This is a genomic window from Methylocella silvestris (assembly GCF_002891535.1).
Taxonomy (GTDB): domain Bacteria; phylum Pseudomonadota; class Alphaproteobacteria; order Rhizobiales; family Beijerinckiaceae; genus Methylocapsa; species Methylocapsa silvestris_A.
Window position 1 is genome coordinate 1 of the sequence record NZ_PDZR01000013.1, and the last position, 21,465, is coordinate 21,465.

Annotated in this window: 12 protein-coding genes and 1 pseudogene; 9 read left to right on the top strand and 4 right to left on the bottom strand. The window is 63.3% G+C overall.

All coding sequences use genetic code 11. The features are described 5' to 3' along the window. The 3 genes and pseudogenes from CR492_RS11970 to CR492_RS11980 all read left to right on the top strand — a co-directional run. A pseudogene (locus CR492_RS11970) lies at positions 1–128 on the top strand (IS5 family transposase); the annotation flags it as partial. Positions 129–350: 222 nt separating this feature from the next. After that, positions 351–1,670 (top strand): hypothetical protein, encoded by a 1,320-nt coding sequence (locus tag CR492_RS11975; protein ID WP_102843990.1) that lies wholly within the window; start codon positions 351–353, stop codon positions 1,668–1,670. A gap of 4 nt (positions 1,671–1,674) precedes the next feature. Beyond that, the gene (locus CR492_RS11980) at positions 1,675–2,325 is read left to right on the top strand and encodes an ABC transporter ATP-binding protein (RefSeq protein WP_102844078.1); all 651 of its coding nucleotides are present in this window, start codon (positions 1,675–1,677) and stop codon (positions 2,323–2,325) included. 41 nt (positions 2,326–2,366) lie between these two features. Here CR492_RS11980 and CR492_RS11985 read toward each other — a convergent pair whose 3' ends face one another. Further along, complete coding sequence (locus CR492_RS11985) at positions 2,367–3,320, bottom strand: class I SAM-dependent methyltransferase (protein ID WP_102843991.1); 954 nt, start codon at positions 3,318–3,320, stop codon at positions 2,367–2,369. Between the two features lie 234 nt (positions 3,321–3,554). Here CR492_RS11985 and CR492_RS11990 point away from each other — a divergent pair, with 234 nt between their 5' ends. Beyond that, positions 3,555–4,949, top strand: a complete 1,395-nt coding sequence (locus tag CR492_RS11990) for an aminotransferase class I/II-fold pyridoxal phosphate-dependent enzyme (RefSeq protein ID WP_102843992.1) — start codon at positions 3,555–3,557, stop codon at positions 4,947–4,949. After that, entirely contained in the window at positions 4,946–6,085 is a 1,140-nt protein-coding gene (locus tag CR492_RS11995) for a hypothetical protein (RefSeq protein WP_102843993.1), read from the top strand. Before CR492_RS11990 ends, CR492_RS11995 begins: the two co-directional genes overlap by 4 nt. Here the strand turns inward: CR492_RS11995 and CR492_RS12000 are convergent. Then, positions 6,082–7,269: a glycosyltransferase family 2 protein gene (locus CR492_RS12000; protein WP_102843994.1), complete on the bottom strand. Its 1,188-nt coding sequence runs from the start codon at positions 7,267–7,269 to the stop codon at positions 6,082–6,084. The genes CR492_RS11995 and CR492_RS12000 overlap by 4 nt on opposite strands. 131 nt (positions 7,270–7,400) lie before the next feature. Between CR492_RS12000 and CR492_RS12005 the strand changes: the two genes are divergently transcribed. Next, positions 7,401–8,207: a CDP-alcohol phosphatidyltransferase family protein gene (locus CR492_RS12005; RefSeq protein WP_102843995.1), complete on the top strand. Its 807-nt coding sequence runs from the start codon at positions 7,401–7,403 to the stop codon at positions 8,205–8,207. Here CR492_RS12005 and CR492_RS12010 read toward each other — a convergent pair. Together CR492_RS12010 and CR492_RS12015 are read right to left on the bottom strand one after the other, a co-directional pair. Next, positions 8,202–9,494, bottom strand: a complete 1,293-nt coding sequence (locus CR492_RS12010) for a glycosyltransferase family 4 protein (RefSeq protein ID WP_102843996.1) — start codon at positions 9,492–9,494, stop codon at positions 8,202–8,204. The genes CR492_RS12005 and CR492_RS12010 overlap by 6 nt on opposite strands. Positions 9,495–9,499: 5 nt before the next feature. Further along, positions 9,500–16,987, bottom strand: coding sequence for a type I polyketide synthase (locus tag CR492_RS12015; protein WP_102843997.1), 7,488 nt, complete (start codon positions 16,985–16,987; stop codon positions 9,500–9,502). 568 nt (positions 16,988–17,555) lie between these two features. Here CR492_RS12015 and CR492_RS12025 point away from each other — a divergent pair. The 3 genes from CR492_RS12025 (at position 17,556) to CR492_RS12035 (ending at position 21,460) form a co-directional block, all read left to right on the top strand. After that, a complete protein-coding gene (locus tag CR492_RS12025) occupies positions 17,556–18,848 on the top strand; it encodes a hypothetical protein (RefSeq protein WP_102843999.1) in 1,293 nt (430 codons plus the stop codon). 115 nt (positions 18,849–18,963) lie between these two features. Next, positions 18,964–20,199 (top strand): hypothetical protein, encoded by a 1,236-nt coding sequence (locus CR492_RS12030; RefSeq protein WP_102844000.1) that lies wholly within the window; start codon positions 18,964–18,966, stop codon positions 20,197–20,199. Positions 20,200–20,404: 205 nt separating this feature from the next. Next, entirely contained in the window at positions 20,405–21,460 is a 1,056-nt protein-coding gene (locus tag CR492_RS12035) for a hypothetical protein (RefSeq protein WP_146030251.1), read from the top strand. Positions 21,461–21,465: the final 5 nt, after the last annotated feature.

Here is a 21,465-nt window from a genome sequence, read left to right on the forward strand (position 1 = left end):
GCTTCAACAAACTGAAAAACTGGCGCCGCTTGGCGACCCGCTACGACAAGACCGCCGAAAGCTACCGCGGCTTCGTCCTCATCGCCGCCGTCCGACTATGGATGAGGGTATTTGTCAACAGGACCTAATCCGTCCGGTTAACTGTCGCCTGGGCGGCCGACATAATTGACTTGATCGTGCGACGGAAAGCGGTTGTCCAATTTTCCGATGCGGCTCCAGAGAGCGTCGACGCTTCATTCGGCGGCTTCGCGCAGCGTCATCCTTCTTCCAGGGCAAGCTGTCGAGGCTCCACATTTCATCATTTTCAAGATAATGTCCGCGGCGATGCAGGAAAAGCGAACCAGTGACGCATGGGACAGGCCGAAGTGAGCGGCGGGGGAGCGGACGCGTCTGCCGTCAAGTCCGGCGCGCTCGCCAAGGCTCATGCCCTCGCGCTTGACCGAGCGGCCAGCGCGGCGGAAGAATGGCGGCGCTCGGCGCGCGGCTTGCGCCTCGTCAAGGGCAAGCGGATCACGCGGCCGTCCTGGGCCGTTGGCGTGCGCCTCGGCCACCACGGCTTCAGCCAGATCCGCCGGTCGCGCGGCGCGCTGATCGGGTTTTTTGTCCTGTTCGTCGTTCCGGCAGTCGCGTCGGTCATTTATTTCTCTTTGATCGCATCGAGCGAATATACTTCCGAGGCGCGTTTTGCGGTGCGGGGCGGAGAGCGCGTCTCGACCGACGCTATCTCGGCGCTGACCGGCCTCGCCTCTTTCACGCAAATTCAGGACTCGCTCATCGTCTCCAATTACGTCAAGAGCCAGGCTATCGTCGAAGCGCTTGAGCGGGAGATCGATCTTCGCGCGATCTATTCCAAACATTCCATTGACTGGCTTTCGCGCTTCAACGCGGACGAGCCGATCGAAGCCTTTGTCAAATATTGGGTCTGGCGCCTGAAAACGTCGATCGAGTCGCCGTCCGGAATTGTAACGGTCAAGGTCAGCGCCTTTTCGCCCGAAGACGCGCTGAAGATCGCCGACGCCACGGTCGATTTGAGCGAGCGTCTGGTCAACAGCCTCTCGACGCGCGCGCTCAACGATGCGGTCGCCCAGGCCGGGATGGAGCTTGCGCGCGCCGAATCGCGCCTCAGCGCGGCGCGCGTGGCGCTGCGCGATCTTCGCAATACCCAGGCGACCCTCGATCCGCGGCGGACGGCGGACGGCATCGGCAAACTGGTGGCGGAGCTGCGCTTTGAAAAAATTCGCCTCGAGCAGGATATCACCGCGGCCGGGCGCGCAAATGTCGGCGCCGACGCGCCGCAGGTGCAGATTATGCGCGCGCGCGTCGATGTGATCGGCGAGCAAATCGCGAGCCTCGAAGACCAGGTGACGTCTCAGGACGGGTCGTCGTCCCAAACTCTCTCCGGCAAGATCACACGTTTCGATGAACTCGAACTCGAACGCCAGATCGCTGAAAAGCAATATACGCTGACGGCGGCGGCGCTTGAACGGGCGCGCGTCAACGCGGAGGGCAAGAAAGTCTATCTGGCGACATTCGTCCATCCGGTTCTCGCCTATGAGGCGAGCGGCCCGCATCGGTTAGTGTACAGCCTGCTTGGCGTCGCCGCCTCGGCGCTGCTATATGTTGCAGGGATGGCGGCCTGGCGTGCGACGCAGCGCAAGCTTGCCGGATGAGCCGATGATCCGCTTGTCCGGCGTCACCAAGATCTACAAAACGGAAAACCACCGCAAGGTCGTTCTCGACCATGTCACCTACACCTTCGATACGCGCTATTCATATGGCATCTTCGGCCACAACGGCGCCGGAAAATCGACGCTGATGCGTTTGATCGCCGGTACGGAACTGCCCAATTTTGGCGATATCAAGCGCGACGTGCGCGTGTCCTGGCCGCTTGGCTTTGGCGGCGGATTCCATCCGGCGATGACGGGGCGGGAGAACGTCAAATTCGTCAGCCGGATCTACGGCGCCAACACGCGGCGCGTGATTGAATTCGTCGATTATTTTGCCGAGCTTGGCAATTATTTCGATATGCCGGTGGGCATCTATTCGTCCGGCATGGGCGCCCGTCTGGCGTTCGGCCTTTCGATGGCGATGGATTTCGAGTGCTATCTTGTTGATGAAATCACCGCCGTTGGCGATGCGCGTTTCGCCTTGCGGGCGAAGCAGGCCTTTGACGAAAAGCGCGGCCGCAGCAGCATGATCATGGTGTCGCATGATATCGGCACTATCAAAGCCTATTGCGAACGCGGCCTTGTGCTTCATCGCGGCAAGCTGCTGGCCTTTGGCGATCTCGACGACGCGATCGAGTTCTACCGAAAGGTGCATTGAGAGCGTGACGGCTGGGAAAGCTGCGAAGTTTCGAACGGGCGTCAACGCGCCTGTGGTTTGCGCGCCGCCAGCAAGAGGCCGGCGCCTTCGTCCCTTGTCTCTCGTGGCGGCCCGAGAAGCTTGTTCGCGACATAGCCCAGAACGAGGCCGGTCAGAGCCGCCGCGTGCCAGGACCATGCGTGTTTGAAATAGATCTCGCGGCAGCGCACCGGCGAGCAGCGCTCGATCCAGTAAACGAAGCTGTCCATTTCCGACCATGCAACCGGCTGGATCGTCTCGACGGCAAGGCCATTTCTGGCCGCCAGCGCCCGCAGCGCGTCCTCGCTCCACCAGGTCAAATGATGCGGCGGCGCGTTGAGCAGGAAGTTCGGGATGCGCGTCATCGCCGAGGGGACGTGCGGAACGCCGACGATGACAAGGCCGCCGGGTTTCGTCGCCGCGGTCATTTCGGCGAAGAGATCCGCCGGTCTTGCGACATGTTCAAGCACCTGGAAAGCGCAGACCGCATCATAGGCGCCGGCGTTCTTGATGAGATGCGCGCCAAGACTCTCGGACAGCGACCAGTCCGTCGCCTCCCCGGAAAAATGCGGATCGAGGCCAAGATAATCCGCGTGCGCGACAAAAGGACGAAAGCCGCCAAAGCCGCAACCGACGTCAAGAACGCGCGCGCCCGCCGCGATATGGTTGGCGGCGAGCTGAAATTCGGCGCGGGGGCGGCTTTCGCTTGGGAGTAATTTGGGGCCGAGGGTCTTGTAGAAAGCTTTGTAGAAATCAGCGTCGCCGACAGGCGCCGGCGAGAAAAACATCATCCCTGTGCGCGAGCGCCAAAGCGAAAGATGAGTCGCCCCGCCGAAACTCGGGCGCGCGTCGACGCTAAATTCAATTTCCCACAGCCGCGCCAGAAATTCGCAACTGACAATCTGGATCAGAGCTGTCGCCGGCTCGCCCGTGACCGGGCAAGGGGGGTAATCGGTTGTCGCTTCAGGAACGGACAAGAAAACCTGCGAAGTAACGTTGCGGGGGCGTTTGGATTAGGATGGCTTTGCGCAGAAAACACAAAAGAATCGGCGCGGGCCGGGCAGCGCTGCTTAGCAGCCTTGCCGCCTCCCGCAAATGGACGTTTGCGGGGTTATCCTGTATTGAGAGTAGCCGTTTCTGCCGCTCGCCGAGGATTTTACGCCAAGCGGGGCGCCGCCTGGCCTGTTTTCTTTAACGCACCGGATCTCACTATGAAGCCCCGCAAGAAATCGGGCCTCGACGATGAGGATCGCCAAAGGCTCGACAGATTGGTCCTCAATCGTCTCGGCGCCCATCCCGTTGCGCCGAAGACCGAGGCCGCCCCGGCGCCACAACAGCACGCTCCCCGCTCCGGCGTGATGGATTTCCAGACTCTGCCTGGCTACCAGGAGCTGAGGCTGCAGCGCTCCATGGCCGCCGTCGTCGGCCTCGACAATCCGTTTTTCCGGCTGCATGAGACGGCGGCTGGGGCGACGACCGTGATCGACGGCAAGCGCTTCGTCAATTTTTCGTCCTATGATTATCTTGGGCTGAACCAGCATCCGGAGGTTCGCGCCGCCGCGCATGCGGCGATCGACGTCTTTGGGACGTCGGCCTCGGCGAGCCGCGTCGTCGCCGGAGAGCGTCCGGCACATCGCGCGCTGGAACGGGATCTCGCCGCCCATTACGGGCAGGAGGACTGCGTCGTTTTCGTCAGCGGCCATGGCGCGAATGTCTCGACAATCGGCGCGATCATGCGGCCGAAAGATCTCATCGTGCATGATGCTCTCGCCCACAACAGCATTGTTCTCGGCGCAGCGCTGTCGCGCGCCGAGCGCCGCAGTTTTCCGCACAATGATCTTGACGCCCTCGACGCCCTGCTGACCTCCCTGCGCGGCCAGTTCGAACGCGCGCTGGTCGTCGTCGAGGGCCTCTACAGCATGGACGGCGACAGTCCCGACCTGGCGCGGCTCGTGGAGCTTAAACAGAAGCATGACGCCTGGCTGATGGTCGATGAGGCGCATGGGCTCGGCGTTCTGGGCGAAAGTGGATACGGCCTTTTCGAACATGCCGGCGTCGATCCGCGCGACGTCGATATCTGGATGGGCACGATGTCCAAGACGCTGGCCGGGTGCGGCGGCTTCATCGCCGGGCCGAGGTCACTCGTCGAATATCTGAAATGCATGTCGGGCGGATTTGTTTATTCGGTCGGACTCTCGCCGCCGCTCGCCGCCGCCTCCGTCGCGGCGCTGGCGATTTTTCGCCGCGAACCCCAGCGGGTGGAGCGTCTGCGGCAGGTCTGCCGCCTGTTTCTCGACAGGGCCAGGGCGCGCGGCCTGAATACGGGCGCGAGTTCCGGGCACGCGATCATTCCCGTTCTGGTCGGCAATTCTGTCTCGGCCGTCGCGCTCAGCCAGAAACTCTACGAGCGCGGCGTCAATGTGCAGCCGATCATCCATCCCGCGGTGCCCGAACGCGCTGCGCGGCTGCGCTTCTTCCTGACGTCGGAGCATAGCCCGGAACAGGTTTGCCTCGCGGTCGACGCCGTGGCTGAGTCGATCGAGGCGATCGGCGAGAGCGACTTTTTCGGCGCCGTCACAGGGGCGGCGAAGGGCGAGGGCGCTTGAGCCGCCTGGAGGTCCGCGAGGTTGGAAGCGCCGCGGATATCGAGGCGTTCATTGAAGCGGCGCGGCGCGGACAGGCGGGCAATCCGCGCTGGGTCGAGCCGGTTTCCGACGAGATGGGATGGATCTTCAATCCCAAGACCTCGCCTTTGATGCTTGAAAACGACATCCGGGCTTTTGTCGCGTTTCGCGACGGCGCCCCCGTCGGGCGGATCGCCGCGATCGTCAATCACGCTCATCTTGAAAAATATCACGACGGCTGCGGCCAGTTCGGCCTGATCGAGGCGATCGACGACCGCGCCGTTTTCGCGGCGCTGATCGCGCGGGCCGGCGCGTTTCTGCGCGGCCATGGGCTCAACCGAATGCGCGGGCCGTTCAGCCTCTCGGTCAATCATGAAACCGGCTTGCTTGTGTACGGTTTTGACGAGCCCCATGTCGTGCGCACCAACCATGCGCCAGCCTTCTACAGCGCGCATCTTGAAGCCCTGGGGCTGCGCAAGGCGATGGATCTTTTCGCTTATGTCTGCACGATTGCGGAGACGGATTTTCCCGAGCGCGTCGCAAGGCTCGCGGCCCGATTCCCTCTGGCCGGCGAGATCAAGACCTATGGCCTCTCGCTGCTGCGATGGTCGACGCAGTTTCCGCGCGTCCTCGACCTTTACAATGACGCCTGGAAGAACAACTGGAGCTCGATCCCGGTCAGTCCGCCCGAAGCCAGAATGATCGCCAATCTGATGCTGCCGGTCTCCAAACCCTCATGGATCAGGATGGCGCAATGGCAAGGCGAAGACATCGCCGTCGTGTCGCAGATCCCTGACGTCAATGAGGCGCTGCAGGGACTGAACGGCAAATTGCTGCCCTTTGGCTGGGCGCGTATGCTGGGCAGGATCCACGGGCGCGGCACACGGATGACGCGCCTGCCGATGATCGGCGTCGCAAGCCGCTGGCGCGGTAGGCGGATCGGATCGATGGCGGTTTTGCTGCTGCTGGCGCAGGCGATCGAACAGGCGCGGCGCGCCAAAGTCGAGGAGATGGAAATCAGCTGGATGCTTGAGACGAACCACGCGATTCTCAATCTCGTCGCCAGCCTGCCGGCCCGCCATACGCGCACCTTCAGGGTCTATGAAATGGAACTTTAGTCCCGCGCCGTCGGCCGGCTCAGCACCACCACGTCCTGGGGGCTTCGCACCAGATAGTCGAAGCCGGCCCAGGAGATGCGGCGCGAGCCCAGCGCCGCGAAAATGCAGACGAGATGAAAACCGTGCCACAAAGGCCGCATGAACCGCTCGACCCGCCAATAAGTGGCAAGGTCGGCATGCGCCGTCTCGGGCCACAGCGCGCGCACGATGCGTCGCCTGTTCCAATAGCGCAATTCGCCGAGCCCGATCGAAAAGATCAGCGCGGCGATCGCGCCGACATATCCCTGAAGCGCCAGAACGGCGGCGGCGATGGCGGCGACGGCTGGCATGGCCATCACAAAAGCGGCGAACAACCAGAGCAGCGGAACATGCGTCAGCATCAGGCGGTATTGCCGCCGGCCGAACGCGAAGGCCTCCTCCCAGCCCATCTCGACCGGGGAGAGGAGCAGGCTCTGGCGCGGCGAAAAAATGGCGCATCGGGCGGCGCCGAGCGCCCTTGTCATCTGCAGATCGTCGCTGATCGCGCCGCGCCAATAGGCGCCGATGTCGATCCGCTCGAGGGTCGTCTGGGGCAGCGCCATCGCGCCGCCCCAGCAGAGATTGATGACCGCCGGAATGCGGGGCGTCGTGACGATTGACGCATTGGCGGCGGCGACGACCGCCGAACTGATGCGGCCGTCAGTCGGGATCATCCAGCGATAGCCGGTCACAGCGTCATATCCGGCGTCGGTCAGCGACGAGACGAGCCGCGGCAGCCATTCGGCCGATGGCAGCGTGTCGGCGTCGGTAAAGGCGATGATTTCATCCGCAGGCGTGATCGCCTTGAGGGCGGCGAGCAGGTTCCAGACCTTCTGACCGCCATGCTGGACCGGACCGGCCACAATCGTGACGATCCTGGCGCCGGGCTCGCGTTCCGCCTCACGGAGAAGAGCGAAAGCTGGGTCATCCGTCGATTCCACCGCGGCGATGATGCGGTAGTCGGGATAGGCCTGGGCGCGCAGGCGGATGAGAAATTCGGCGGCAACGGCAGAGCGGTTCTTGATCGCGACGATAATAGCGACGGACGGCGTTCGCCCTGGAATTTCCGCGCGCGGCAGGCCCCAGGTGTAGCGCCACGCGGACAGCGTGCTCACGATCTCGATCACGATCCAGATGAGGAAAACTATGGCGATTGTGAGAGACATGGCTTTTTTTTGACACAGTGCGCGGCTATTTTGCCGCAGGCGAATGAGGGGCCTTGGTCGCGCTTGGGGAAGCTGCGATCATGTAATTAAGAGCATACCGTGATGTAACGCGTAAGTCGGGGGAACGGCTTTTGACCCATTCGATCGGTCTCGGGCAGGAGACAGCATCAAGGATTAGGGCGCAACCGACGATTCGCGTTCAGGCCAATATTCTCGCCCGACGCGAGCGCGCCATTCTGAACTGGATTTGCGCGCGTATACCGGGCGCCGTAACGCCCGATGGACTGACGGCGCTGGGCGTCTTCGGCGCTTTTGTTGTTTTGGCGGGATATGTCGGCAGCCGGTTTGATCCGGCTTTTTTCTGGCTCGCGACGTTTGGGTTCTTCGTCCACTGGTTTGGCGACTCGCTCGATGGCAGCCTCGCCCGCTTCCGCCATATCGAGCGGCCGCGCTACGGTTATTTTCTGGACCACACTGTCGACGCCCTGTGCAATCTTTTGATTTTGGCGGGCCTCGGGTTGTCAGCCTATGTTCGTCTCGACGTGGCGCTGTTCGTGCTGATCGGCTATTTTCTGCTGTGCATGTATGTGTTCCTGTATAATCACGTGTCCGGCAGTTTCCAGCTATCCTTCCTTGCTCTTGGACCAACCGAACTTCGCCTCGGCCTCATCCTGATCAATTTCTGGATGTATATGTCCGGCCCTTCGAAGATCATGATCGCCGGCCAGGCGTTCTCGGCCTATGATCTCGTATTCTCCCTCGTCGGAGCGATCTTCGTGTCTTTGTTCGTGGTCAACACATACAAGGTTGCGAGCCGCTTGCGGCGCGAGGACGCCCGCCCGGCCAGCGCCGCATCCGCCAGCGTCAAACCTGCCGTCACTGATCTGCTCTCCAAGTCGCATTCCAATCAGCGCTATGCCCCGACGAGCCCCTTATAGGCTCGCCAGAAACGCCTCGACCGTTGCGAAATAATCGTCCCACTTCGGCGCCTCGAAGCGCTTCGCCCGCATTTCCGCCGCCGCGCGATCGGGAGATCCGGCCGCCGCGAAGGCGCGGATCGTCTCCAGCCATTTTTCGCCGTCGATCGGGCTGACCAGCGTGACGCAGCCGCCGCCGCTTTCGCGAAAAGTCGCGATATCGGACGCGATTACCGGCGTCCCGCCGGCCAGCGCCTCGGCGATCGGCAAGCCGAAGCCTTCGGCAAAAGACGGCATCAGCAGAGCGCGCGCGCCGTCGAGCAGCGCTTTCAGGCTCGGCGTCGAAAGGCCCGAGGCCTCGATGACATGAGGGCGGATCGCCCGGCAGCGTTCGAGGAGGTCGACGACGTTTTCGTTCTCCCACCCGCGCGCGCCGATCAAAACGAGTTTTGGCGCTCCCGCCCCGTCGCGGCGCGCAAGTTCGCGCCACACATGCAACAGCAGAAGATGGTTCTTGCGCGGCTCGATGGTGCCGCAGGCGACGAAATAGGGCGCGCCTGACAGCGGTTGCGGCCCCGCGGCGCGGTTTGCAAAAATCGGTGAGGCTGGAATCGGCGCAACCAGAATCTGCATATCGGCTCGCCCGAGCGGCGCGAGATGACGTTGCAGCGTCTCCTTGACCACCTGCGTCGTCACGATCGCCGCGGCGCCGAACTCCGCCAGATTGGCGAGGCGGCGCATATGGCGTTCATACTCAGCCTTGCGGAAATATTCGGGGGCTTCGATCGGCAGCAGATCATGAATGAAAAAGACGCCGCGGACGTCGGGGCGCTGCTTCAGCCAGCGAAAATATCTCGGGATCCACAGCGGAAACTGGCTGACGTTGAGATAACGCGCGCCTTTGGGCAAGACCGCGGCCGGAGATTTGCCGACGGGAAAGCCATGATGTCCGAGCCAGCGGATTACGCCGGCGGCTTGTCCGGTGCGCCCGCGCGCCACGCGTTCGGCGCCTTCGAATGTGTTGGCCTCGCCTGAAATCCATTTGATGATGCGGCGATAGCTTTCGTCGGCGTCAGGCGCTTCGTCTTCACCCCAATGTGCGAAAATGCCATTGACGATATCGGCGGCGCCGGCGGCGGCGATGACGCGCGGGCCTTGCAAGGCCATCATCATGGCAAAACGATCAGGCGCCGGGGCGCTGAGAAACCGGCGCGCGAAGGCCGAATCGATCCGGTCGATGCCGTTTGGCGTGCGGTTCAAAACGCGCGTCGCCAGTCTCGTAATGTCGAACGCGACGGGACAGCCCATCAAATTTACCGTAGGATCTGCGTCAGATCGCGGCTCTTGTCTTCGACGATGGCGGTCAGCGGCGCCATATTTGCCGCGATCGCCTTGCCGAGATGTTTCTCGGCGAGATTTTTGGCGATGGCGGACTCTTCGCTCGTCGCATGGACGCAAGACCCGATGATATGATCGGCAAGCTCTCCGACGTTGAAGCCGCCTGCCGAGGTCGACAATGGCGCTTCGAGCGAAAGCCGCTCTTCGAGACTGACGCCAAGCTCAACCGCCATCAACGAATCGAGCCCGATCTCGGACAGCGGCTTGCTGCGGTTCAGCGTTTCCAGCGGCAGCCGCAGGATATGCGCGATCTCCTCGACGATCACCTCGACGATTGTCTTGCGAACTTCTTCCGGCGCGCGCGTCGCAAGGAGGGCGGCGACGTCGATCTTTTCGCGTTTGTCGGCTTCGGCGGCTTCGTCTTCGCGAATGAGTTCGGCATAGGTCGGCGACGACAACAGCGGCAAGTGGGTCCGCGCCGTCGCCCAATCTATGTCGGCGATGACGAGCATGGCGTCGTCCTCGCCGGAGCTTGAGCGCGAGAGCGCTTCGCTCATCAGATCAAGAGCCCGCCTTGCGCCCATGCCCTTGACCCCGGCGCGGCTCGCCAGCGTCTCCTTCAGCGAATGATTGCGGGCAAGAAGGCCGACATCCTCGATGCCGCCCCAGGCGACGGCGAGCGCCGGCAGCCCGGCGGCGCGCCTTTGCCGCGCGAGCCCTTCGAGGAAGCCGTTGGCGGCGACATAGGCGCCTTGACCGGGGTTGCCGATGACGGTTGTCGCCGATGAGAACAGGACGAAATAATCGAGCGCGAGGCCGCGGGTGAGGCGATCAAGATGCTCCGCGCCAGCAACTTTTGGCGCCAGCACTTTTCTGAGTTGCTGGGCCTCGAGATTGACGATCAGGGCGTCGTCGAGCACCATCGCGGCATGGAACACGCCGCCGAGCGGCGCCATCTCTTTGGCGATGGTCTGGATCAGCGCCCTCGCCTCCCAGCCGTTGGAGATGTCGCGCGCCGCGACGTGAACCTTGACGCCAGCCGCCTTGAAGTCAGCGAGAGTCTGGCGCGCCTCAGGGGTGTTTGCGCCGCTGCGGCCGACGAGCGCCAGATGGCGCGCGCCACGTTCGACGAGCCAGCGCGCGGTTTCAAGGCCAAAGCCGCCAAAGCCGCCTGTGATGAGATGCGTTTTGTCGGGCGCGACCGCGAACCGGCCTTGCGGCGGAATGCGGATGGCGTCCGCCTTTGGCGGGGTGATGACAATCTTGCCGATATGCCCCGACTGCTGCATCAGCCGCATGGCGTCGATGAATTCGCTGGCGGGAAAGCTGCGATAGGGCAGCGCCGAGAATTCGCCCTCGGCGATGAGGCCCATTACCTCCTCGAACAGGCGATGGCCCTTTTCGGCTTGCGCCAGGATCAGATGATCGAGATCGACGCCCAAATAGGACAGGTTTTTGCGGAACGGCCGCAGCCCGATATGGGTATTGGCGAGATAGTCGCGTTTGCCGAGTTCAATAAAACGGCCGAACGGTTCGAGCAGGCCGATGCTGCGCTCCATCGCCTCGCCGGAAAGGCTGTTCAAAACGACGGCGACGCCGGCGCCGGAAACGCGCCGCACCTCATCGACGAAATTGCCGGAGCGCCCGTCGAAGACATGTTCGGCGCCAAGGGTTCTGATGAGGTCGCGCTTTTCGAGCGAGCCGGCGGTGGCTATGACCCGCGCCCCACGCCAGCGCGCGATTTGCAGCGCAGCCAGACCGACGGCGCCAGCGCCGCCATGGATCAGCACCCATTCGCCGGGCGCAAGACGCGCGCAGCCGATCAGGGCGTAATAGGCCGTCAGAAAGGCGACGGGAATCGTTGTCGCAGCCTCAAGCGAAAGGCCGGCCGGGACCATCGCCGCCAGATTGGCGTCGACCGTGACATGGCTGGCGAGGGCGCCCCCGGCGAAAGCCACGACCGCATCGCCCGCGTTGAAGCCCGTGACGCCTTGTCCGACGGCTGCGACGTGGCCGGCGCATTCGAGGCCGAGCGTCGGACCGGCGAAGCCGTCCTCGAGAAGCTCGTCGGGCAGCACGGACAGGCCCCACATGACGTCGCGGAAGTTGAGGCCGCTTGCGGCAACCGCAATCTCGATCTGCCCTGGACCCGGGGGCGTGCGGTCGATCGGCGTCCAGCGTATCCGGTCGAGCCCGGCGCCTTCGCCCTTTTCAAGCCGGCTGGCGGCGGCAGGCTCCCAGTGCTCCGGCGCGTGGCCGCGGTCTTGCGCATGCAGCCTAACCACGCGGGTCGAACGCTGATCGACGACAATATCGCTTTCAGCGGTTCCGGAAACAATGACGTCGGCAAGGCGCTCCGCTTCGATCGAAGGCGGGAGTCCCGGCGCGATGTCGACGCGGCGGATGGAAAGCCCCTGGAATTCATTGGCGAAGCTGCGCGCGAAAGCCCAAAATCCGGCCTCGACCGGGGAGGCCTCGTCGGACGCGCTGAGCGCGCCATGGGTCACGATCCAGAGCCGCGCCTTTTGCTTGCCGACGCCTGCTTGGCGACCAAGACTTTCGGCGAATGTTTTCAGCGAGAGACAGCGCGCCGCGAGATGGTCGACGGAGCTTTGGCCGGACCGCGCCACGCCGCAGAGAAAAACAATCGCTTCAAAGGGCTGGCTTCGATCAAGCGCCCCGGCATTTTCGATGGCGCATTCGACGCCGGCTGCGATCAGGCGCGCGGCGAGCGCCGCCGCGATCTCGCCAGTTTGCAGGCCTCCGTCCGAGGCGATAAGCGCCGTCGCTGGAACGCTCCGCTTTGTCGCCGCTTTCGGCTTTTGGCCGGAGATGAGGATCGCCCGTCCGGCTTTCGTCATGATGGGCTCGGCGCCATTGCCGCTCAACCCGGCCGAGGCAATCCGCCCGGACCATTCGCCAGCGGTCGGGACGCTTCCATTTTGGTCGGCGCCGACCCACTGGCGGCGCTTGAGGCCAAAGACGAGATCGCGGAAAAGCGAGGCCTCGGGTTCGATTGCCGCGATCAGCCCTTCGGGTGCCATGATCTCGACAATGCGCGTCAGAATCGCCTTGGTCGGGGCAATGCGATGAAGGGCGTCGGCGGCGACGACAAGATCGAAGCCGCCATTTGGCGCCGCGTCGAGGCTGTCGAGAAAGATGACGCGAACATCGCGCGCAAAAGCGAGCCGCGCGCGCTGCAGACGGCCCTGATCGGGCTCGAAGATAGTGAGCCGGCCGCCATGGCGAAGAGCCAGTTTGACCGCGTGCGAGGACAACGGCCCGTGTCCGATCTGCAGGATGCGCAGCGCCCGGTCGCGTGGCCAGGCGTCGGATAGTCTGTGCAGCAAATCGGCGAGGAGATCGGCGGCGGCGACGACGGCGAGCGAACCAATTTCGAAGGATTCGATCGCTGACTCGCTCGGGGCAGGCGCCGCCTCGCCACGTGCAAGCGCCTCCATCGCCGCGCCAGCGCCAGCGGCGAGGAGGAGCTCGGCCGACCGTCTTGGATGATCGGCGGCAAAGGTTTGCAGAATTTCATCGGGGTCCGGAAGATCGATATCTTGGGCGAGATCATAGGCCGCCCCGTCCGCCTCGGCGAGACCACTGTCGGCCAGCGCCTTCAGAAGATTGGTGATCCAGTCGCGATGCGCGGCGGGCAAGCGGCCGGCGGCGATGAGCTGATCGGGAGCGATCCGGCCGCTCGCAGCGAGCGCCGAGGCAAGACGATAGGCGGCGGCCGCCGCCCAGCCTTCGATCAGCACGAGGTCGGCCGGCAGCGATCTCGCTGCAGCGACGTCCGTCTCCGGCTTCGCGGCCTGCGTCAGAAGGCCCGGCGTTAGCGAAGGATCGCGGCGCGTCGCGGTTGGCTCCTCAGCCAGCGGCAGGGACTGGACGACGGAATGCGCCGCGAGACTGCTATGCTGCGGCGCTCGCAGAGCCTGATACCTGGCGTCGCGCAGCCGGGCGATGAATTCGCCATTGGCGTCGACGAGGGTAAAATCGGCGACGATGGCGCGCGCGTCGCAGCGTTTGATTTCGATATGCGCCTTTGCGATTGGCGCGCCTGGACGATCCAGCCTGATTTCGCCGAACCGGACCGGCAGATAGGCTGGCGTGTGGCTCGTGCGCGTCAAATCCGCAAAGATGAGGATGAGGCCGTGGAAGCAGGAATCGAGGCGGGCGGGATCGAGGCCGTAACGCGGGTCCGCGGCCGCCGCCTTGAGATTGACGATGATCGACGTCTTGCCGCTGCGGGCGGCCGACGCGGCCTGCCGGAAAGCCGGCCCGAATTCGAGGCCGGACCGCAACGCTTCGGCGTAAAGCTCGGCGCCGGAAATGGTCTTGTCCCGCGCTTTCGGCATCGGCGCGCCAGGCGTTGGCCCCGGCTTCTGGATCGCTTTCGCTTTGGCGTGAAGGACGAAGGGCGTGTTGCTCAGGCGCGGGCGGCTGAGGATCTCGATCGCGCCGGTCATGGGCGTCACGCGGCAGAGGCTCTGGCGCGTGGCGTTTGCCGGGAAAATCATCGGCTGGTGGATTTCGAGGTTCTCGATCGCAGCGGTCGCCGAGCCGAGCCAGTCGGCCGCGACGGCGAGGGCCATTTCGGCAAAGGCCGCGCCCGGCAACAGGATTTGGCCCTCGATGCGGTGATCGGCCAGGGCCGGGACGAGCAGCGGATCGATCTGCCCGTGCCATTCGAGGGAATCGGCGGACAGACGCGCGCCGATCAGCGGATGCCAGCGGCAGACGCTGAGCAGTCCCGACATTTCGGGGGTCTCGCCGACCCGATAGGATTTGCGCTGCCAGGGATAGGCCGGCAGTCCGTCGACGACGCCAGGATCGTCGCCGAACGCAATGGTCTTGTCGACCGCCCCGCCATGCGCCAGGGCTTCGGCGAAGGCGCGGCGAAAGGGGTCTTCCCCGGTCGGTTTTTGGTGATGCACCGGGAAGGCGGCGATCGCCGCGCCGGCGTTTTCCGCGGTCTCCCTGATGTCGGCGACGAGCGTGCCACCAGGGCCGATCTTGACGAAGACGCGGGCCCCGAGGCGGACCGCCTGTTCGATCCCTTCCATGAACAGGACCGGTTCGCGCACATTGCGCCACCAATAGACGGCGTCGAGTTCGGGGCCGGAGCAAAGGCCCGGAGCGACCGTCGAAATGAATGTGATGCGGCCTGACGTCGGAGCCAGCGCGGCGAGATCGGCGTAGAGCGGGGCCTCGACGGGCTGCATGAGTTCGCTGTGGAACGGATAGGCGAGGTCAAGACGTCGGACGCGCGCCTTGGCGGCGCGGCTCCTCCGGGCCAATTCGTCAAGCGCGGCAAACGGACCGCTAACCGTAAAATTACGCGGCGAATTGTGAGCGGCGATGACAAGGTCCGGGATGCCTGCGACGAGGGCTTCGACCGTTTCGCGCGAGCCGAACGCCGCGGCAAGGCCGCCGGCGTCGCGCACGAGTTCCTGGCGCAGGCTCCGGTAATGGATCACCTGCACGGCGCTCGGAAGGTCGAGGACGCCGGCTGCCTCTGCGGCCGCGACCTCGCCCATGCTGTGCCCAAGCGCCATCGACGGGCGAAGTCCGAGCGCGAGGAGGCAATGCGCCGTCGCCGCCTGGATGGCGAACACCAGCGGCTGGGCGATACTGGTTTGGCGCAGTTTTGTGGCGATATCGGCATCAAACATCATCGCCGCGAGCGACCAGCCGGCGAGCGGCCGAAACAGCGCGTCGATTTCATCGAAGCGGGCGCGGAAGGGCGCGTTCGCCTCATAGGCGTGCTGACCCATTCCCGGCCATTGGCTGCCGTTGCCGGAAAAGACGAAAGCGACCGGAGCGTCGCGTTTGATCGCGGAGGCGGTGATCAGCGTCGGCGCGGCCGGGCCCTGTTGAACGGTCGGGGCCAGCGCCGCCTTGTCGAGCGCCTCGACCACGGATTTTGGCGACTCGACCGGGATGACGAGCCGTTCGCAATGGCTTTCGCGCCGGTGTCCTGTCGCCGCGACGATGCGCTGGAAAGACACGGGGTCTGCGCCCTTCAGCCGCGCAGAATAGCTCCGCGCGAGCTCCGCGAGGGCGGTCTCGCTCTGGGCGGACAGCATCAGGAACCGGGGCGCCCTTGCGACGACGGTCGACGCGCGGCGCGGCGCGGCGGTCGGCGGATCGGCGAGCACGACATGGGCGTTCGTGCCGCCAAAGCCAAAGGAGCTGACGCCAGCGTAGCGAACCCGGCCGGTTTTCCCCAAAAACGCCGGCCGGGCGCTGACGGACAGATTGAGATCAGCAAAGGGGATATCGGGATTGAGTTCGTCACAATGGAGCGAACGCGGAAATTCGTCATGTTCAAGCGCCAGCATCGCCTTCATCGCGCCGGCGAGGCCGGACGCCGGCTCGATATGGCCGATATTGGTCTTGATCGAGCCGATCGGCAGCGGATTGCGGCGGCGACGGCCCAGCACGTCGCCAATCGACTCGGCCTCGACCGGATCGCCGACGCGGGTGCCCGTGCCATGCGCCTCGACGAAGGCGATATCGTCTGGATCGATGCCGCCGTAGATCTGCTCCAGCAGGGCGCTCTGGCTTGACGCCGAGGGCAGGGAGATGCCGTTGGTGCGGCCGTCGGAATTAACCGCTGACGCCGCGATCACGGCATGAACGCGGTCGCCATTGGCGCGGGCGCAATGTTGCGCGCGCAACACCAATACAACGCCGCCCTCGGCCCTGACATAGCCGTCGGCGTCGGCCGAAAAGGCGCGGCAAAGGCCGGTCGGCGACAGCATGGCGGCTTGCGAAAAGCTGATGAAGCCGAAAGGACTGACCAGCACATTGGCGCCGCCGACGATCGCCGTGTCGATCGCCCCGCTCCGGATCGCGGCGGCGGCGGCGTCGAGGGCGACGAGCGACGACGAGCACGCCGTGTCGATGGTGAAACTCGGCCCGTGCAGGTCGAATACATAGGAAATCCGGTTGGACAGCACCGCCAGCGTATTGCCGGTGGCGAAGTAGGCGTCCGCGGCGGCGGGGTCGTGCAGCCGCATGTTGCCGTAATCGAGCGATGATCCCCCGATAAAGACGCCGGTCTGCGTGCCGGCAAGCGACGAAGGCGCAATTCCCGCGTCCTCGAGCGCCTCGAAAGAGAGTTCCAGCAACAGCCTCTGTTGTGGATCCATCTGCTCGGCTTCGCGCGGGGAAATGCCGAATACCGCCGGGTCGAATCCCCATGGATCGTCGATGACGCCGGCGGCCCAGGTATAGCTACGGCCGCGCTCCCTCTCGCGCGGATGGCCGAGCCGCTCCAGCGACCATCGATCCGGGGGAATACGCGATACAGCGCATCGCCCCGCCGACAGAAGATCCCAAAGCTCTGCGGGAGAGTTGGCGCCGGGCAGTCTGCATGAGCGTCCGATGATTACGGGTTCGGCGTTATTCTCCGCCGCCCGCGTAAGTCGGTCCCCCTTGCTATTTTTCATAAACACAACCGGCCTTCAGTGGGTCCATGTGGACGGAGCTCTCCCTGATAAGCGGAGCAAAAACGAAATTGATGATATGACAATCTACAATAATATCTTCTTCTGCCCCACGAACTCTGCGAGCGTCAAGGGCGAAGAATCGACAAATTCTTGCCTTATGGATGCGATTGATTGTCCTGTGATCGCTGCATTGGCGGCTATATTGAGATGTTTCTTAACGGTCGCCGGAACTGGCATGATGAAATGTTGATCAATCTTGATAGATTGTGCGCAAAGGTCGTGTCTAAACAGCGACAAGGATGTCGGCAGACAGAGCATACAAATGGCAAATGACGCGAGATCGAACCCGATCGGATTGGTAAAATCCGGGCAGTGAGGGGGTGCAAACATGGGTGTGGATGTTCAGATCAATGCGAATAGATTGCCGCGTCAGTAAAGTTTTATTAACGGAGATTTCAACATTGTGTTTCGCCGGAAATATTCTGCTGAAGCGTCGCGCTCCCCGCGGTTTTTCCACTGCAATCTTTAATCACTTGCCTCCGGAGCCGCGAGGCGATTGGTTCTTGTGATGGTCAAGATCAGTCCGGAGATTGCGGGGGAAAAACTGCCGGGCCCGCAGTTGCAGGCGGGCGCCCCAGATGGCGCTTTTGGCGTCCCTGCAGTCGTTCGGCTGACAATTCGGCGCTTTGCCGCCATGGCCGTCAGCGCCCGGCCGGGATTTGGGCGCCGAGCAATCGTGGCGCAAGACGCCGAAGAGGACGACAGAGGGCTCTTCTGGCGTAGTTTCATCATTCTTGTGGTTCTGCCAGTCGCTGCCAGCTTCGTCTATTTTCAGTTTCTGGCGTCGGATCAATTTATCTCCGAGATGAGATTCGCCGTCCGCGGCGCGACCGAGACGCTGCCGGGCGGCGACGCGCTGGCGTCCTCTGGACTTGGCGCGCTCGCCTCCCTCAACACCAATCAGGACGTTTTTCTCGTCGCCGACTATATCCGCAGCCCCACCATCATCGATGATCTCGCGCCGGAAATCGATCTGCGCGCCATATTCAGCTCCCCCGGCGCCGACTTTCTCGCGCGCTTCGATCCCGCGCAATCGCGGGAGGATTTTCTGCGATACTGGCGCCGGGCGGTCGTTCCGGAAGTGGAGATCGTCTCCGGCATCGTGACCGTCAGGGTGAAAACCTTCGCGCGCGCGGATTCAGTCCGTCTCGCCGCCGCCATTCGCGCCCGCTGCGACATCGTCGTCAATCAGCTGCTCGATGGCATGCGCCGCGACCTGACCGAGCGCGGCGAGGCGGAGGTGAAAGCGGCGATGGACAAGCTCGCCGCGGGACGCGCGCGCCTAGAGCAGTTCAGAAATGTGCGAATGGCGATCGATCCTCTCGACGACGCCCACTCCTTAAGCGAAACCGTCGCGGAGTTGCGCCGCGATCTGATCGAAGTCGAAGTGAAGCTGACGAGCGCGCGACGCGGACTCGACGCCAACGCGCTTCAGATCAAGATTCTGGAATCCGACCACGACATTCTGTCGGCGCATGTCGCCGCGCTCGAAGCCAGGATAACCGCTGGCGGCGGCGATCCCACAACAGCTTCGGCTGCCCTCGCCGATTACGACCGGCTGGAGGTTGACAAGAATATCGCGGAAAAAAGGGTTGAGGTTGCCGAAAAGCTCCTTGAAAATGCGCGAGAGGACGCCAACCGCCATCATATCTATCTGGTTTCGATCGAGGACCCGACAACGCCAGAAAGTTCTTTGTTTCCCCGACGCGGCTTCTCGATTCTGATGATCTTTATCGGCGCTTTGACCATCTGGTCAGTCGTCTGCCTGACCGTCGCCGGCGTCCGCGATCACGCGAGATGACTGCTGCTTCGCGTGACGCGCTGGAGCATATTCGGGGCAGATTGACTCGGTCCGATCGACAAGAGTGTCCCCAGGCGATTGAATCAGACCGGATTTTCGGCGAAGCGATGCTTGCATGAGCGAGACGCGCCTCGAACGCCAACCAGACGACCGCCATCCGGCCGGCACGGCGGAAGAATCCGCCGTCGAGCATTTTGTCCTGCGCGAGGATTTACGCCGCGTTTCGGTTCCAATCGATCAGTTCGGCTCGTGGCGGTGGCATCAACTGTCCTTCGCCCTTTGCGTGGCGCTGCCCATTCTGATTGCCGGCGTCTATTATGGGCTGATCGCCGCGGACAAATATGCGGCCGAATTCCGCTTCAGCATCCGCACGGCGAGCGATCTTGTCCCCGATCAAGATATGGTCTCGATGCTCCTCGGCAAGGGAGGGCAAAGCGACATCGGGCGCCTGCCCTATATGGCGGCGAGTTATCTGCGCAGCCGCAATGCGGTCCGCGACCTCAACGCCAGCATCTCCTTGCGCGCCATGTTTTCGCGCCCGCAGGCGGATTTTCTGTCGCGCTTTGACGCATCCGGCAATGACGACCGGCTGTGGGACTATTGGCAGTCGATGATCTCCGTCAATGTCGATCGCGTTTCCGGATTGGTCCTCGTCCGCGTCCTTGCCTTCATTCCGGACGATGCGATGGCGATTGCGCAGGCGCTGCAAAAAGCGACCGAACGGATGATCGACGACGTCGCCAGGCGGGCGCGCAAGGACGCCCTCGCGATGGCCGGGCAGGAGGTGGAGCGCGCCGGCGTCCGCTATGCCGCTGCGCTGACCGGCCTTAGGGACGTGCGCAATCAGGAAGGAACGGTCGATCCGCAGGTGACGATCGATCTCGCGGCGAAGACGCTGCTCGGCGTCGTCAAGGAAAAGCTTGCGCTGGAGCGCCAGCGCGACGCCAATCTGAAAATTGTCTCATCAGATGCGCCGCAACAAAGGGTGCTCTTGGAGCAGATCAAGGCGCTCGACGCGCAGATCCTGGCGCAGACTCAGGCGATGACCAGCCAGAATGGCGACGCTAAAACCGCCGCCAGAACGATCTCGCTTTTCGAACAGCAAGAACTGGAGCGGCGCTTTTCGCAGCGTCTTCTTGAGGTCGCGCTGGCAGCTTATGAGAAAGCGCGTGAGGAAGCCGAGCGCCAGCACGTCTATCTCGCGGCCTTCGTCCCGCCGCAAAAGCCGGACATCGCGGAATATCCGCGCCGCGCCAGATCGGTCGCCTTCGTCGGCGTCAGCGCCTTCGGACTGTGGGTCGTGATGATGCTGCTGATCGCGGGGGTTCGGGATCGGATGCATCTGGATTAGAGCGTTTTGTGGACCGCTTTCCGACCGAATGACCCCATTTGGCCGACAAGAAATCAGTAGAGATCCAAAAGCTGGGGCGTAATAACCCAAACAGTTGGAATCGATCATGTTTCATGATTTTGGATGGATCCGAATCCAAAATCGTCGCGATCTCGCGAAGCGGAGCCCTGTAGGCGGCCGCGCCGCCGAGGAGTTCGGGAAGCCAATGCTATTCAGCATCGACGAAGATATGGGCGAAAGGATCATCGGCTGGCTGATGCCGGACAATCCGGCGGCGACGCCGCGGATCATCGTTCATCTCGATCCCGAGCATCATATCGCCATCGACGCTTTCGTCTACCGCCCCTTGCTGAAGGAGCAGGGCCTTCACAACAGCGGCGTCTGCGGGTTTGTGGCGGATGAATCGAACTGTCCCGGGATTGGCGCCGCCGCCCATCTCGAGATCAGGGACGGCGAAAACAATGTGCTGATCTATCGGCGGCATACGGCGGACAATCGCATCGACAGCAAATTCCTGCGCCTCGAAACGCAATTGTTCCGTTCCTCCAACCTCGACGAAATGTTGATCGGCCGCTTTCAGATGCCTTACCGCTCCCTCGAACTTCTCCCCGAGGAAACCACGCGGTCGATTTTCGCCATCCCGTTCAGCAATTCCATCTTTGCATCGGGCCGCATTTTCTGGCGCGTCTGGGAGCCGCTTTTGCGCGATCGCGGCTTCAAGGTCGGCATGCTGCTGCGCGATCCCTTCGAGGAAATGTCGGAGCGGCTGCTGATCCTGAAGTGGGCGTCGCTTCCCGAGGCGGCCGCGAACGCCAACGCCTTGATGCCCGCCTTGCAGCGCTGCGCCGGGCATATCCGTCACGTCGATCTCAGCGACAGCGTGGCGCTTGAGGGCCTGCTCTTGCGCGCCACCGACGAATTGCGCACGCTGCTCTATAATCCGCTCGTCTATCAACTGGCGGCTCCAAACGCCTTCGACCCGCCGCCCAATCCCGCGCCCGCCGCCGCGCTCGATTCTCTCGCCGAACTTGACGCTGTCGGGCTGCGCGACGATGTCGATTCTTTTCTCGGCCTTGTTGGCGCGGTTCTCGACCTGCCGGAGCCGCTGCCTTTCGTCGCGCTCGGCCCGAGCAAGACAGTAACCGGATTTGCCGACATCTTGCGCGAAATGAGCGCCGCCCGCGTCCTGATCGAGCAGGATCTGGAAGTTTATGCCGAGGCAAGACGCGTCCTCGCGCCAGCGCCCGCCGCTTCGGCCTGACCGCG